The 16705-nt window shown below is 36.5% G+C and carries 13 protein-coding genes and 1 riboswitch; of the genes, 1 reads left to right on the forward strand and 12 read right to left on the reverse strand.

The genetic code is table 11. The annotated features are described in order from the left end of the window. Nucleotides 1-291 precede the first annotated feature (291 nt). The 4 genes from U8526_RS02285 to U8526_RS02300 form a co-directional block, all read right to left on the reverse strand. Nucleotides 292-1104 (reverse strand): HAD family hydrolase, encoded by an 813-nt coding sequence (locus U8526_RS02285; protein WP_334340355.1) that lies wholly within the window; start codon nucleotides 1102-1104, stop codon nucleotides 292-294. Nucleotides 1105-1185: 81 nt separating this feature from the next. Beyond that, nucleotides 1186-1791, reverse strand: a complete 606-nt coding sequence (locus U8526_RS02290; RefSeq protein ID WP_334340356.1) for a putative quinol monooxygenase — start codon at nucleotides 1789-1791, stop codon at nucleotides 1186-1188. A 14-nt stretch (nucleotides 1792-1805) separates the two neighbouring features. Continuing rightward, a complete protein-coding gene (locus U8526_RS02295; protein WP_334340357.1) occupies nucleotides 1806-2390 on the reverse strand; it encodes a maltose acetyltransferase domain-containing protein in 585 nt (194 codons plus the stop codon). 1 nt (nucleotide 2391) lies between these two features. After that, nucleotides 2392-2955, reverse strand: coding sequence for a DapH/DapD/GlmU-related protein (locus U8526_RS02300; protein WP_334340358.1), 564 nt, complete (start codon nucleotides 2953-2955; stop codon nucleotides 2392-2394). A 207-nt stretch (nucleotides 2956-3162) separates the two neighbouring features. Here U8526_RS02300 and U8526_RS02305 point away from each other — a divergent pair, with 207 nt between their 5' ends. Beyond that, nucleotides 3163-5577 (forward strand): hypothetical protein, encoded by a 2415-nt coding sequence (locus U8526_RS02305; protein WP_334340359.1) that lies wholly within the window; start codon nucleotides 3163-3165, stop codon nucleotides 5575-5577. Between the two features lie 163 nt (nucleotides 5578-5740). Here the strand turns inward: U8526_RS02305 and U8526_RS02310 are convergent, their stop codons facing one another. From U8526_RS02310 to U8526_RS02345, 8 genes are all read right to left on the reverse strand, one after another. Continuing rightward, nucleotides 5741-6928 carry a bifunctional folylpolyglutamate synthase/dihydrofolate synthase gene (locus U8526_RS02310; RefSeq protein WP_334340360.1) on the reverse strand — a complete coding sequence of 396 codons (1188 nt, stop codon included), beginning with the start codon at nucleotides 6926-6928 and terminating at the stop codon, nucleotides 5741-5743. Continuing rightward, on the reverse strand, nucleotides 6928-7458 hold the full coding sequence (locus tag U8526_RS02315) for a folate family ECF transporter S component (protein WP_334340361.1): 531 nt from the start codon (nucleotides 7456-7458) through the stop codon (nucleotides 6928-6930). Before U8526_RS02315 ends, U8526_RS02310 begins: the two co-directional genes overlap by 1 nt. Nucleotides 7459-7494: 36 nt before the next feature. Beyond that, nucleotides 7495-7589, reverse strand: a riboswitch (THF riboswitch). 357 nt (nucleotides 7590-7946) lie between these two features. Beyond that, a complete protein-coding gene (locus tag U8526_RS02320) occupies nucleotides 7947-8933 on the reverse strand; it encodes an aldose epimerase family protein (RefSeq protein ID WP_334340362.1) in 987 nt (328 codons plus the stop codon). A gap of 3 nt (nucleotides 8934-8936) precedes the next feature. Then, nucleotides 8937-9623, reverse strand: a complete 687-nt coding sequence (gene pgmB, locus U8526_RS02325) for a beta-phosphoglucomutase (protein ID WP_334340363.1) — start codon at nucleotides 9621-9623, stop codon at nucleotides 8937-8939. A 67-nt stretch (nucleotides 9624-9690) separates the two neighbouring features. Further along, nucleotides 9691-11934: a glycoside hydrolase family 65 protein gene (locus tag U8526_RS02330; RefSeq protein ID WP_334340364.1), complete on the reverse strand. Its 2244-nt coding sequence runs from the start codon at nucleotides 11932-11934 to the stop codon at nucleotides 9691-9693. A gap of 29 nt (nucleotides 11935-11963) precedes the next feature. After that, complete coding sequence (locus U8526_RS02335; RefSeq protein WP_334340365.1) at nucleotides 11964-13067, reverse strand: ABC transporter ATP-binding protein; 1104 nt, start codon at nucleotides 13065-13067, stop codon at nucleotides 11964-11966. A 350-nt stretch (nucleotides 13068-13417) separates the two neighbouring features. Further along, nucleotides 13418-15055, reverse strand: a complete 1638-nt coding sequence (locus U8526_RS02340) for a glycoside hydrolase family 13 protein (protein ID WP_334340366.1) — start codon at nucleotides 15053-15055, stop codon at nucleotides 13418-13420. A 1-nt stretch (nucleotide 15056) separates the two neighbouring features. Next, nucleotides 15057-16688, reverse strand: a complete 1632-nt coding sequence (locus tag U8526_RS02345; protein ID WP_334340367.1) for a glycoside hydrolase family 13 protein — start codon at nucleotides 16686-16688, stop codon at nucleotides 15057-15059. Nucleotides 16689-16705: the final 17 nt, after the last annotated feature.

A 16705-nucleotide genomic window follows, 5' to 3' on the forward strand; every position in this document is an offset into this window, starting at 1 on the left:
ATTTTAGAAATAATAATAGAACCAGAAATATAGTCGGTGGTTGAAAATCTGTGGGCCCTCAGTGGTGAAATTGTACTTAGCTTGCGAAAGCAAGGTTAGTACAAGACCGGACTTGGAGATCCATAATTTTTCGCGAAGTGAAAAATTATTAGCTTCAAGCCGTGTCCACCACGTTCCAGTGACCCACAGATTTTCAACCACCGACGGAATCCTTAACCCACCCCATTTGACCCAAACCAAAAAGAGATGTTCGCATCTTAATCAACACAAACATCCCTTTACAAAGTTCTATTAAAATTCATCCTTGAAAAAGTTTTCCAAGAAAGTTGCGATACCATCCTTTTCATTGGTATCAGTTACGTAATTAGCTTGTTCCTTAACTGTCTTGACACCATTTCCCATGGCAACAGAATATTTAGCTTGTTTCATCATCCCTAAATCATTCATGCCATCGCCGAAGACAAAGGTATGGGCAGCGTCTACGTGTTGTTCCCATTGAATCTGTTGAATTGCAGTACCTTTATCAGTCTTCAAAGGTATCATCTCGATGTTATCTGGTCCTGATGATGATAGGCGTAATAACTTGCTATCAGCCAACTTAGCTTTAGCCTGTTCCAACTCATCCATATCACCACGGCTAAGAACTACCCCGTTAGTAATTTCACCCGCTACTTGTTGTAATTCTTTCAAATTTGCTATTTCTTTATAACCAAATGCTTCATCAAAGTTTCCGGCATTTTGAGCTATAAAATGAGGGATTTTTTCTGTGAAGTATGCTTTCTCAGGTGTAAACAACATCATCGGTAACTTATTGACTTGTGTTATTTGATAGGCCAACTCTACGGTCTTACTCCCCATTAAGGTGACTTCACGTCCACTGACACCATCAAAAACAGCCCCATTAGAAGTAATTAATCCTACTTCTGGATTTAAAAGATTTTGCGTAATTTTGGCCAATTCATACATTCTACCTGTCGCAATGTAAAATCTTACATCGTGTTGCTGTAGCGTTTCGATTGCTGCCTTATTACGAACTGAAATATGTTTATGATCACTTGATAAAAGTGTTCCATCTAGATCCATAAATACTAAATATTTTGACATTTTAAAGTCCTCGTCTGCTTTATAAATAATTACATAATCTATTGTAGCAGACTATTGAAACCGTTTACTTTATTTTGCACATTATTTCAATATTAAATTGGCCTGGCTAACCATTGCATCTATTTTTAGGTAATGTAGCTTATATTCATGCGATATTTCCAGTAGTTTTTGACTGATTTTTGAATTTTTCATAGTCATAATGTCTGGAAAAATATTGATAACTATCCAATGATCGGTGTCAAGGTTACTTACGAAACTCGCCACAGTATTTTTTGAAAGTTTATCTAATAATTCTACCTTGTTAGAATCAAGTGTCACTTCAAGTAAACTCGCCACATAAGGATTCTCACCTTGTATCTCTTTTGATTGTTGGTCCGTCAAAAGCCGTTTTAAATTTAAATGTGTAATTTCTTTTGCTTGGACAGTCTTTTGAGCAAATTTTGCATATCGTTGAAATTGTGGTGAAGCTGCATGCACTTGATAACTAGCAGCATCCTTATACAGTTCAAAAATATAATTTACTTCTCCGGTTTCGTCCTCACGTGTGGCACACATGAACAAGGTTCCTGGTTCGTTACGGTGTGATGTTATTAAATTATTAACTCCTTCTGATTGAAAAGCCGATTTATCCTGGGGATCAATGGTTAACTTGTACAAACTGAATATTGGTTCGTCTTGTGAATTCACAGTTTTCTACCTCACTATTTTTTCAAAGGTGGTAATTTCTTGATCATTTTAGCTGGTACGCCACCAACGATGCTATTATCAGGGACATCACTAACAACCACGGCTCCCGCTCCGACGATAACATTATTTCCGATATGCACACCACCAATAACGGTAACATTGCCGCCGATCCAAACATCATTTCCTACCGAAATTGGCTCAGTATACGTAATTAGATAATGACTGCCATCTGCACGTACACCGAAGCGCTGGTTAGCATCTATCGAATGTTCACCACAGTAAAATTTAGTATCAGGAGCTACGATAACACGATCTCCCAAAGTTATTAAATTGGAATCTTGAAAGTAACAGTTGCCGTTGATAAAATCATCATCCCCAAAACTTATGTGAGAACCATAGATGGCACCAAAATTACCATTAATAGTCAAATTCGTACCGACTTTTTTAAATAATTTTTTCATAATCATATTTCGTTGGTCAATATCAGTCTCAGTATTCATTTGATGAATTAAATTTTTCCCTCGAGCAATCATTTCCTGTAATTCTGAATCTCGATAATCGTATTCTTGACCAGCCAACAATTTATCATGTTCCGTCATTCTAATTTCTCCTAACATCCCTAATTTTTCTAGCGGGTGACCCCACGATGACACTATTCGGTGCCACATCCTTTGTCACAACTGAGGCCGCACCAACAATAGAATTCTCACCTATTGTTACTCCAGGAAGGACTGTTACTCCAGCGCCTAACCATACATTTTTCTCAAGATGAATGGACTTAGTGATCATATTTCTTCTTTGAGTAGGACCTTCCTCATGATTGACCGTGATCAAACTTACTCTAGGTCCAATCTTAGTCCCTTCACCGATCCAAATTCCACCCAGATCCATGAAGAAGCAATCTTTGTTGATAAAAACATTACCTTTAACAAAAGTATGACAACCTACATCGGCATTAAATGGTGCTTTAATATCACTAGTAGCAGGTACTTGATAACCAAACAAGCGACTAAACAGTGCTCGACGTTCATCTGCCGTATGATTTTGATAGTTAATTTCGTTAATTATCCGCGAATTCTTCTCTACTATTTGATCGACCAATAAAAAATCACTCTCACTGTAATCAAGTTTTCCACCCTTTAAAGCTTTTTCTAATGCATCCATCTTTGTCTTACCTCTCTTTAACTTTAGAGTAAGTGTTTCGAATGTATTAGTCTAATGCTTATCCTGAATTGGGACAAATTCATTTTTTGAATAATATAATAGAAACTAATTCCAGAATATATATATATTTATTATAAAAAGTGAACTCAATTAATACTTTTGCCGTTGTAATATAGTAACAAGATTAATGGTTTTGGAGTGATTTCTATGAGAAAATTCAAAAAATATATTTTTGCTATTGTAAGCGCTTCCTTACTGCTGAATTTTATCAATCCTATTTTGAGTTTGAATGTTAACGCAGCAAATACGACAAATACCTATCTAGACACTGCTTTAAGCACTGCTCCTCAGGGTATTGATTTAAATAATGGTCGATTCAAAATGCCCACTGAATATACTGATGGACAGCCATATTCTCCTGCTGTCAGCAGTAATGTTATTTCCGCCACTAATGATCTTCCGAACAGCAATCGTATCGTTCAGATCGTAAACGGTGAAAGTCAAGCTGGCGGTATTTGGGGTGATCCGGCCAGAAATAATTATATCGACACCACAAAGAAACAGACACTATCTATGTGGATTTATATCTCTAAACTTCAATCAAGTGACACAGCTACAGCTGATGGTTTGGCTTTCGTACTTCATAACGACCCTCGAGGCATAAATGCTATCTCCAGTGTTGGCAATAAGATCAATGTTGGTGAAACTTTGGGTGTTTGGGGAATTGGATCTCCTGTAATAGCTACTGGGGCATCTGGAACCGAGCCAGATACTACAGCTGTGGCTGGGACCGCTATCCAAAATAGTTGGGCACTCGAATTCGATGCTCATTCAAATAGTGATACTTATAAATCATTGGCAGCTGATTCACTAGTAGGCGAAGAAAACACAACAACTAATAACAGCGCAAAGAAAGCTTATGATGCCTTTCTTAGTACTACAGATAATCCATTAGCTTCATATGATAAGGATATTCCATACACTCATATTGCGTCGGGCTTTCCTGCATCACCATCCACTTATACTGCTAATCCAGTAACATATTATAGTGGTACAAAATTTAGCCTTCTTGGTAAAAAGTATTCGGATCCTCATAATGCTTATTATTACAGTATGAATCATACCAATACTAGTAACCCGGAGTACAATGAGGCATTTACAGGCAATCTATTTTTGAAAAACAGTCAATGGAGACATCTAACAATTACAATTGACATTCCAAACAAAAATATTTCTTATAAATATAATGATTTAAATACCGATGGAACCGCCAACACCGCTACTCTAGGACGTGAAGTCATAAAAGGATCAACTGATTTATCTAATGAGGATATTGCCAATTTAGGTATTAAATCCTCGGGAGAAATGAAAGACAAACTTTATTATGGATTTACTGGTGCTACAGGTACAAACGGTATGAATGGTCTTGTTATCTTCGAACAGATCCCCGGATTCGCCGAAACAGAGGTTACACCAGATTTCCAAGATATATCTAGTAATAAATCCCTAGCTTCTACTGCGGATACTGCCTATTCTGGTGAAGAGCTTCAATTAAATTACAATTTAACTTATACAGATGGTAATGAACCGTGGTCTGGTGTAACTAGTCATATTGTTCTACCTAAGAATGTCGATTTTACCGCTGACGCTGATGGTAATGTCGGAACGGTTACTGTTGGTGGAATTTCAGAAAAAATTCCATTTACGGCAATTAAAGACAATATTCTCGAATATAAACTTCCAAGCAGCATGAACACTGGCGACACTTCAACGGCCACTTTCTCAATCAATGGTACAGCTGGTCAAGTCACTCAAAAGACTACCGTTGCTTCAACTCACTCAAGATTTGTTGGTGACAATGGTATTGCTAACGTCGATTCTCCATCCTTTACAATTGAAAATCCGGCTTTGAAACTAACTTCAACTACCGATAATCCTTTAACGGTGAACGAGGGTCAGAATGCCAAGATTAGTGGTAACGTTGCTTACACGGCCACTGACAAAACTATGACTAATTCTAATATGACTGTCCACGTTTCCGTCAATAATAATGCTGAGACTACCTTTAAAATGAATAACAGCGATCCTATTGGACAATTAACTGCTAATATTTCTAAAGATGATCTAACTTCTGATACTAATTTTGTCCGGATTTATGTTACTGATGCTGACAACAATAAATCTAATACCATCAGATTTACTATTAAAACCAAAGATGGCAGTCTGTCACTCAATGAGTATCCCGAAGACGCATATTTTAAAACAGTCAATACTACTAAAAAAGATCAGGTAATCAGCCGTTCCGGTAAATGGGATCTATCAATTCTAGATAGTCGTGGTTCCGGAAATAACTGGAAACTAGTTGCTAATTCAACTACATTGAAGAATGATAATTCTAACTTTAATGGTTCTTTAATTTATAAGACTGGTAACAATTCCTACTCCCTAACTAATAACGATATCCAAATAGCCACAGGAGAAACGATCTCCGATGATCCTGTAATAACTGATATCGACTCTACTTGGACTAATGACAGTGGTATCTTACTTGAATCAGATGGAGCTAACTCCGCTGGAACTTACAAAGGAACTATCAATTGGACGCTCTATGACAGTATCTAATCTAACTACAACAAAAAAGATGGATTCAACAACTCACAATTGAGCTATTGGATCCATCTTTTTATTTGATTTTTGATCGTACTTCTGAAGAAAAATATAAAGATCCGGCTATCATTAATAGTTCATCGGACTTCAAATTACCGATTAATTCATCATAAGCCACTTACCAATTTGAATTTATCTTTATTCTTGGCTGCCAGTCTTGATAATCTTCTAACTTAACAGCCCTATCATCATTAAAAGTCGTCATTGTTATTTCAACATTTGGTATTTCTAGTAGCTCTTCCAACATAGTACTGATATCTTTAGTGACAATGGCTGAGAAAAGTATCTTCACACGATAATCTTGATAATCCGTCAAAAGATTTTCCTTTAGACGTTTAATTGCATGTGGATTATGAGCTCCATCCATGATTACCAATGGTTTTTGACTGATGATCTCCATGCGAGCGGGCCACTTAGTTTGTAACAAACTATGTATTATCTTATCTTTATCAAATGATAAATTATGCTTTTGTGTGTATAGATAGTACATCTCTAAAGCAACTGCCGCATTTTCGACTTGCTGATGACCAATTAAAGGTGTATCTAATCCTTTCAACTTAATCTCATTGTTAACAAAATCAAATTCTTCAAACTGCTGTTCCACAAAACCACGATAATCGCTGTGAAAATCATCTTTCCAAGTATAAACTTTAGCATTCTTCTCTTTAGCCTGAATTTCAATAACCTTCAAAGCTTCCTCAGACACATTCCCAACTACTAGAGGTACGTTCTCTTTAATGATTCCTGCCTTCTGATAAGCAATTTTTTCAATAGTATCACCTAAAAAGGCTGTGTGATCCAATCCAATCGTCGTTATAGCGGCCAATTCTGGTTTAATGACATTGGTACTATCTAGTAAACCACCCATGCCCACTTCAATAATGGCCACATCGACTTGACCCTTGAAATAGTAAAATGCTAAACCAGTTAAAATTTCAAATTCAGTAATACCATAAAATTCCTTCTGAGCATCCATTTGCTCTACTAACGGTTTAATCAAATTACCCAATTTTACTAGATCAGCATCGGGGATTTCTTGACCATTAATTTCCACTTGTTCAGCAAAATCTTTGATAAAAGGCGAATTGAAAGTCCCTACTTTTAAACCATTAGATCTCAATAGATTAGCTAAGTAACGAGTAGTTGAACCTTTGCCATTAGTCCCTGCAACGTGGATCGTTGGATACGACTTTTCAGGATTACCCAATAAGCGCAATAATTCCGTGATCCGTTCCAAGCCTGGACAACTGCCAAAGTAACCACGTTCAATCAGCCATTGAACAGCTTCTGAACCCTTAGTAAACATTAGCCTTTCACCATATAACGACTAGCAAGTGTCTTTAATGGTAAGGCTTTGCCAAAGAACATGATTGAACCAGTTTGAATAAATAGCATTGCAATAGCTTTAATAATTCTTGGAATCCATAATCCCATGTTGAAGAATGGTACATGATACATGATTGATAACCATAGTGGGGTTAAGAATAAACTAATGATTAGGGTATTTAGTAAGACGCAGATAAATGTATTTTTTAAAGTAATTTCTTTTTTGTAGAAGAAAATTCCATATAGGACACCTGAAATCAAGGCGTTTAACGTGAAGCCAATAAAGAATCCAGCTTTACCAAACAAAGTTGTTCCAACCACGTCGGCAACAACGGATGAAATGCCGGCCCACAGTGGTCCAAAAAACATTCCTAAAATGGCTTGTGGTATAAATTCGAATGAGACACGTAAAAATTGTGTTTGAATACTTAAAAAATTGGTTAGGACAATCATCATTGCCACTAGTAACCCCATAGTTGTAATTGAATAAATACTGTTTCTCTTGTTCATTTGAGCATCTCCTCATAGAGCTGCTACACATTATTATGCAGCGAATGCGAGAATAAAACCGCGAATCGACTTCTTCGTTCAAAAGCACATTCCGTCTTTTTGACACTTAACGCTTTATTCTCTACTCTGTTATCCTTTTATTTTTATTGTGGTAATTTGTACTAATCCTTGATTAAATTTGATTATAGTGTGGTTTTGCTCTACTTGCCGTCCTCCACGTTCCAGTGGCCCACAGATTTTCTACTACCGGCGGTATCCTTACACCATATCAGTTAATGTTTAATCAAAAGCCTTAATTACATCGACTAGACGTACTTCTCCTTCCTTATTCATTTGACTTTTTAAATATAACGTCTAATAGCGAACAAGGTCAATATTTTTGACGGAAATAGTTCGGATAATACGTAACCATAAAAATAAAAAAAATCGATATAAAAATCCTAATTTTAGAATTTTTATACCGATTATGGTTCCTTATATTTATATTATTAATTCAATTTGCGATATCTATATTTGTTAGTGTAAGCCACTTTCTTATCCTTGTTTAGAACGATATCTCCAAAGTCTGGATGATGAATAGCGTCTGGTAATGTTTGTAATTCCATTGCTAAACAACTGTAATCATACTCTGCAGCCTTTTGTTCGTCTTCAGGGTTAGCGGTGAAAATAACCATACCGTTGCGATCTGTATAAAGATCTACAGCTCTTTTATCAGACTGAATTGTTGCAGCATGTCCATCGACGACAAAAGTATCGTCATATTCATGCTTATCTAACAAGGACAATTGATCTAATCCTTTGCCAATAGTCTTAAGTTGCTTAAAGTCATAAGGACCTTCAGTAGGAAGATATTGACCTGTAGGAATTTTCCCGTCATCCACTTCCAAGAATTTTGCCGAGTTAACTTGTAATTGTTGTTGACGAATATTCTCATCATCAACATTAAAGTAAACATGGCAAGTAGGATTGAACAAGGTATCTTGATCAGTATTGGCTCCATAAGTAATGAAAACTTCGTCGTTGTCATTCAACATATAAATGACATTAACTTCTAATTTTCCAGGAAATCCATCTTCACCATTTATTGTATGACTGAACATAACCGCCTTATTGGAAATTTGGCGACTAGTGAAATTCTGATACTGGAGTCCATGACTTCCACCATGCAGAAAGTTTTCACCTTCATTTTGTTCCATTTGATAATCTTTACCATTGATCTTAAAAGTACCATCTTTAATTCTTCCAGCTACACGACCAATCGTCTTACCAACTTGATAAGGTGTCTTGATGTAGTCTTCCAAATTATCAAAATGTTCGATCAATGAATGTTTCTTTCCATCCTCAACAACTTCAAAATTTTGCCAAGTTGCAGCATAGCTCATAACGCTGATACTTGTTTGATTTTTGTTAGTGATTTTATAGAGGTAAACCGGTTCAGAATCAATTTCCCCAAAAATTGTTTTCGAAACTGTCATTTTCTACCCCTCTTTTATTTTGCTCATTTCCTTCTTAATGTTCGTTAAGGTTACTTGTGATGTGTCTGTGAAGTTGATATCGGCTTCATTTAAGATTTCTGGATCACCAATCCCAACAGATGTTTCGTTAGCACCGTTGATTGACTTAATACCAGAGACTGCATCTTCTAGACCGATACATTCTTCAGGCTTCAAGTTCAATACTTCAGCACCGCGAACATAAATTTCTGGATTTGGCTTACCATTCTTCAAAGTGCTTGGATCAACTCTAGCATCAAAGTATTTCTCCAAATCTAAGGCTTCCAAAACCTTAGGTGAATTCTTAGAAGATGAGGCCAAAGAAATTAGATAGTTATTGGCACTCAAGTCCTCAATAAATTCTTTCATACCGGGAAGAATATCGTCATCTGTCAATCCCTTTAAGAGGTTCAAATAATTATCATTTTTCTCAGTAGCATACTTAACTTTTTCATCTTCAGTGTAATCGTTTTCCTTGCCACCAGACTTTAAAATCAAGTTTAGTGAATCCATTCTGCCGACACCCTTTAGTTGGTTAGCTAGATCCTCAGTCCATGTAACCCCCAACTCATCTGCTAATTGATGCCATGCTTGTGAATGATAGACTGATGTATTAGCAATCACACCATCTAAATCGAAGATGAATCCTTTAATTTGTTCAAATTTTACCATATCGTGTCATTGACTCCTTCTGATAAAAAGATGTCTGAAATGACTTTCAGACATCTTTATTTTACAATTATTTTAGCATTAGTGGTTCATCATTGACTGTAATTTGAAGTGGATCTCCAGAAACCAACTTGAACTCCGAACCATTTTCCTTGACGTTTACTTCGATGACGCGTCCCCTAAATACTTGTCTGAATGAGTAACTATTCCATTTCTTAGGTAAGAATGGTTTATAACTCAAAGTACCATCGTCGTGAACACGCATGCCTGCAAATCCCTGAACCATGGCCAACCAGCCACCTGTCATTGAAGTGATATGCAAACCATCTGCTGTATCGTTATTATAATTGTCTAAGTCTAGTCTAGCCGTTCTTTCATATAATGCAACCGCTTTCTGTTCATAATGTAAATCTGCGGCTAACACAGCATGAATTGCGGGTGAAAGACTTGACTCATGCACTGTCAAAGGTTCATAGAAATCGAAGTTACGCTTCTTTTCACGTTCAGAGAAGTCGTCGATGAAGTCCCAAATACCTTGGAGAACATCACCTTGCTTGATATATGGAGAACGTAAGATCTTATCCCATGACCAGTGTTGATTAATTGGTAATTGATCAGCCGGAATAGAGCTGACTGGTTCAATATCTTTATCTAAGAAGCCATCATGTTGAACGAAAATGCCAAGATCTTCGTCATAAGGTAGATACATCTTGTCTACAATATCTTGCCAATGATCCATTTCTTCTTTAGAAACATTTAATTTTTCAAATTGATCTTTACTTACTTCGCCGAGAATTTGTAGTGTGTACTTCAAAGTCCAACGGGCTAAGAAATTAGTATACCAGTTATTATCGACGTTATTTTCATATTCATCTGGTCCAGTAACACCGTGAATCATATATTGTTCGTTACGTTTGCTGTAGTGAACACGATCAGCCCAGAAGCGTGACATTTCTGTCAACATCTTGCTACCTTCATGAAGAACAAATGACTTGTCGCCTGTATAACGTGTGTAGTTATAGATAGCAAAGGCAATATCACCATTACGATGAATTTCTTCAAAAGTAATTTCCCATTCGTTATGGCATTCAATACCATTGAAAGTAACCATTGGATATAACGCACCCTTTAGGCCTTGTCTTTGAGCATTGATGTAGGCACCTTTTAGTTGATTGTAACGATACATCAATAGGTTACGTGATACTTCTGGTTGAGAAACTCCCAAGTAAACAGGAATACAGAAAGCTTCAGTATCCCAATATGTAGCCCCACCGTATTTTTCACCAGTGAAACCTTTTGGTCCAATATTCAAACGTGAATCTTCACCTGAGTAAGTTGTGAATAATCCAAAGAGGTTGAAACGCATACCTTGTTGAGCATCAGTATCGCCATCGATCTTAATATCTGATTGATTCCAACGATTTTTCCAAACATTTGCATGAGCACCCAATAGGTCTTCATATGAAACACTACTGATCTTAGCAGCAATACCTTCCATAGCATCCCTTAGATCGTCAACTGTTTCATAATCACGTGATGTTACAACGACAACACGTTTTTCAATTGTACCAACTTCATGAGCTTTCAAATCAGCTACAAAAGTTTTGCTAGTTTCTAATTTGCCAACTTCGTGATCGGTTTCCTTAAGTTCAGTTACATAACCAACTTGCATACCAGATGTGAATCTTGGTGTACCAAAATCGTTTGGCTTAGTTTCAGCAATGATACTGTCATCAGTAATTTCCAATACTTGCCAGAAACGTTCATCATAATTTGCATCTTCATTTTCAACATTTGCATCCAATGAAGAAATAACTTTAACTTCAACTGAATCATCAGATAAATTCTCAAAGCTGACCTTTTGAACAGATAGTTCCTTTTGGGCAACACTCAAAAATCTTTCAAAGTTGAATTTTACTTTGGCACCATCTTTTTCAACGATGAATGAACGTTTCAAAGTAGCGTTCTTCATGTCTAGATCAAGTGTAAAGTCACTAATTTTATCAGTGTATAGATCTAATTTAGAACCATTGATCAAAAAGTTCATTTTAATAAAATTAACGGCATTGATAACTTTACCAAAGTATTCTGGATAGCCATTCTTCCACCAACCGACACGAGTCTTGTCAGGGTACCAAACACCAGCTAGATAGCTGCCTGGTAAACTGTCGCCTGTATAATCTTCTTCAAAATTACCACGCATCCCCATATATCCGTTACCTAGACTGGTTAGGCTTTCTTGTAATCTTTTATTTTCCTTGTCTAATTTATGTGTGACGATGTTCCAAGGGTCAACTTCAAAAATACGCTTCATTATAATCCTCCTACAAGCATCCTTCTCTATTAAAGAATTGTTTTACCTGTATCTTTATCAAAGTAGTGTGCCTTAGTCATTTCTAAGGCCATCTTAATTGTGCTTCCTGGTTCATGATGATCACGTGCATTAACTTTAGCAATGAATTCAGCATTTCCAATCTTAGAATAAAGCATTGATTCAGCACCAAGTAATTCAGAAACTTGAACATTAGCTTCGATTGTAGAATCAGCAAATGTTTGTAAAGCAATCTCTTCAGCATGGATATCTTCTGGACGAATACCAAATGTTAAGTCTTTACCATCATATCCTTTAGCCCTTAATGTCTTAAGATGTCCTTCAGGAACTACTAGATTCAAGCTGCCGCCGTCAGTAATTCTGTTTCCATCCAATTTAACATCGAAGAAGTTTGTAGCTGGTGAACCAATGAATCCAGCAACGAATTTGTTAGCTGGCTTGTCATATAGTTCTTTAGGTGTACCAACTTGTTGAATCTTACCATCATTCATGATAACGATTCGATCAGCCATAGTCATAGCTTCAACTTGATCATGGGTAACATAGATAAAGTTACGTCCTAATCTTTGATGTAATTGTGCAATTTCAGTACGCATTTGAACTCTCAATTTAGCATCCAAGTTTGACAAAGGCTCATCAAGCAAGAACAAGTTAGCATCACGAACAATCGCACGTCCTAAAGCAACACGTTGTCTTTGACCACCTGATAAAGCACTAGGTTTACGTTCCAAAAAGTCTGTCAAACCTAGAATTTTAGCGGCATCTTCAACACGTTTCTTAGTATCTTCCTTATCATGCTTACGGATATTCAATCCGAAGGCCATGTTATCGTAAACACTCATGTGTGGATACAAAGCATAGTTTTGGAAAACCATGGCAATATCACGATCTCTTGGGGCAACGTCATTCATGACTTTTCCGTCAATCTTAAAGTCCCCTTCAGTGATATCTTCCAAACCAGCAATCATACGTAATGTAGTTGATTTACCACAACCTGATGGTCCAACGAAAACGATGAACTCACCATCTTTGATATCCAAGTTAAAGTCTGTTACAGAATAATTTTTGTTACCTGCATAACGCTTTGAAATGTGCTCTAAATTAATTACTGACATTATTATTAGCTCCTCTATTCTCCAAGATCGATTGGAAATTTATAAACCTATTTGATAATTATTTTGATTAGGCTCATCAATCCTCAAATAATTACTACTAGAATAATTTCATAAAAAATGTTTTTTACTACGCTTCTAATTATTATGCAAGCTGTCGCTTGTTGCAACCGTTTTCACCATGTTACCGATAACAGCTTTCATTGTAATTGATGGCTGTACCGAGATTCCTTTTGAGTAGTATTGGACCTTGTCTCATCCAACAGACTTATCCAGCGATTACAACTCTACGGCGCAAAAAAGATGTCCAATTACAGATTTTTACAAATCTTAAATTGAGACATCTTTTTTAATTAATTTTCACATTCATAAACGAAACCATCATACGGTTCCATTTCAAACTGCTCTGTTAAATTCTTTTCAGTTGTATTCGTTAACTTCACTTGCCATTTATCGTTCATAAGTTCCTTCGGCAAGGTTACAATTTTTTTCTGTTTACTGAAATTGACGATTACCAAAAATTGTTTCTTATCATCGGTTCTTAAATAGGCATAAACATCAGGATCTGATTGTAAGAACCAATCGTAATTTCCTTCAATAAAAGTTGGTTCTGATTTTCTAAAAGCAATCATCTTTTTATAGAAGTTCAAAACTGAGTCGGGATCAGCCATTTCTGATTCAACATTAATAGTCTTAGTGTTTTGATTGATTTTCATCCAAGGAGTTCCCTCAGTAAATCCAGCTTTAATATCACTAGTCCATTGCATAGGTGTTCGTGAATGATCACGTGTCCAATGGGTAATAATTTGAAGCGCTTCTTTAGGGTCTTTACCACTATTAACCATATTATGGTAGCGAATTTGAGACTCATCATCATCAACTTCATCGATTGATTTGAATGGATAGTTGGTCATCCCTAACTCTTGTCCTTGGTAAATGAAAGGTGTTCCTTTCAAGAAAAAGTATGACATAGCAATTGCTTTGGCAGATTTCTTTGTCTCATTTCCTAAAATCGTATTGATTCTAGGATTGTCGTGATTTTCAAAATACAAAGCATTCCAACCACTATTCTCCTGGTCTTTTTGCCAACGAGACAAAACTTGTTTCATTTCATCAACGTTAATTCTTTCATGGCCTTCTTCACCCTCTCGAGCGTTGTGTTCCCATTCAAAAATCATATTGATGTAACCCTTTTTATTGGGATCTGTCCACTCAGGAGCTTGCTTACTAGAAACACCACTGGCCTCACCAACTGTCATAATGTCATACTGATTGAAGATATCACGCATTTCTGCCATGTAATCATCAATTCCTTTAACATTCATGAATGGTTTCCAAGGATCATCTTTGGGTGGTTCATAGTCAAAAGGTGCCTTTTGGATATGGCTGATAGCATCCATTCGGAAACCATCGATTCCAAGATCTAACCACCACCGAATCATTTTATAGATTTCTTGACGTAATTTAGGATTGCGCCAATTCAAATCTGGTTGTTGTGGCGCAAAAACATGGAAATAAGCTTGCTTAGTCGTTTCATCATAAGTCCAAGTTGAGTTACCAGTAAAACTTGTCCAATCGTTTGGCATTTTGTCTGGCGTCGCATCAGCCCACATATAGTAATCACGATAAGGATTATCCTTGGACTTTTTGCTTTCAATGAACCAAGGGTGCTGATCACTGGTATGGTTAACAACTAAATCCAAAATAACTTTGATGCCAATGTCATGAGCTTTGTCCAATAAAATTTTAAAGTCATTTAACGAACCAAATTCTGGTTGAACGTCTTCATAGTCAGAAATGTCGTAACCATTATCAACATTAGGTGACTTATAGATAGGATTGATCCAGATAAAATCAACACCGAGTGACTTTAGATAAGGTAGTTTTTCAATAATACCGGCAATATCACCGACACCATCATTATTAGTGTCTTTAAAACTGCGGGGATAAACTTGATAACCAACCGCATTCTTCCACCATGGTCGACTCATCTTATTTCACCACCTTAACGACAAAGGACTGCCAAGGTTTCAAAGTCAAATTGGACAAAGATTTGATTTCTTCTAAATAGTTTTGAATAATCACTTCACCTGGTTTGATATCAGGAAGGTCTAGTTTATTTTCATTATTAGAGAAATTATTGACTACTAGCCAAGTTTCACCTTGATAATGGCGTTCATAAGCAAAAATGTCATCGGCTGTCTTTAGTAATTCAAAGTCTCCCCAAATCATAATTGGATTGTCTTTTCTTAATTGAATCAACTTTTGATATGTATAGAAGATTGACTTAGGATCATCTAAGGCTGATTTAACATTGATTTCTTTATAGTTAGGATTTACTGCTAGCCAAGGCTTACCTGAACTAAATCCACCATTAATGGAATCATCCCATTGCATAGGTGTTCTGGCATTGTCTCGACCTTTAACATTAATAGAATGAATCAAATCATCCTTGTCATAGCCTTCTGCTAAACGTTCAGCGTACATATTACGACTTTCAATATCAGATACTTCAGATATATCAGACACTTTGCGATTAGTCATACCAATTTCTTCACCCTGATAAATGTATGGTGTCCCCTTCATCATATGAAGAAGAATGGCCAACATCTTCGCACTTTGAACTCGATATTCCTTATCATTGCCCCATCTAGAAACGATTCTAGGCAAATCATGATTATTCCAGAATAGAGAATTCCAACCATCGTTATCCAATTCTGTTTGCCATTTATTGAAAACACGTTTTAATCCGGCAACCTTAAATGGTTGAAGATCCCACTTTTCTTTACCTGGTTGTTCATCTAGTCCTACATGTTCAAATTGGAAAACCATGCCTAATTCTTGGCGTTTAGGATCTGAATATAGTTTGGCAATCTCAGGAGTTGCACCCCAAGTTTCACCAACAGTCAACATATCTTTGTCACCAAAGGTTTGACGATTCATTTCATGAAGAAATTCATGTAGTTGTGGACCATTGCCAGTAATCTTCTTTTCTGGAATCTTACCGATCAAATCGATTACATCCATTCTGAAACCGCCGATTCCCTTGTCTATCCAGAAGTTCATCATGTCATAAACTTCTTGTCTGACTTTCGGATTTTGCCAGTTCAAATCAGGTTGTTTCTTACTGAAAAGATGCAAATAATATTGATTGCTCTTTTCATCATATTGCCAAGCTGAGCCAGAGAATGTCGATTGCAAATCATTAGGAGCACCACCGTCAGCACTTGGATCAGCCCAGACATAATAATCACGATAAGGATTATCTTTGCCCTTCTTAGCCTCAATGAACCATTTGTTTTCATCGGAGGTATGGTTGACAACTAAGTCCATTACGATTCTAATATGACGTTTCTTAGCTTCAACAATCAACTCGTCCATGTCTTTCATAGTTCCGAACTCTTTCATGATTGCACGATAATCAGCAATGTCATAACCATTATCATCATTAGGAGATTCATAAACTGGTGATAACCAGATAGCACCAATTCCTAATTTTTCCAAATAATCCAATTTGCTAATGATTCCTTGAAGATCACCAATACCATCGCCATTAGAATCTCTAAAACTACGTGGATATACTTGATATACAACTACCTCTTGCCACCAATGCTTACTTGCCATTTTTATTCCTCCAAAAA

Source organism: Companilactobacillus sp. HBUAS56275 (assembly GCF_036913655.1).
Classification (GTDB): Bacteria; Bacillota; Bacilli; order Lactobacillales; family Lactobacillaceae; genus Companilactobacillus; species Companilactobacillus pullicola.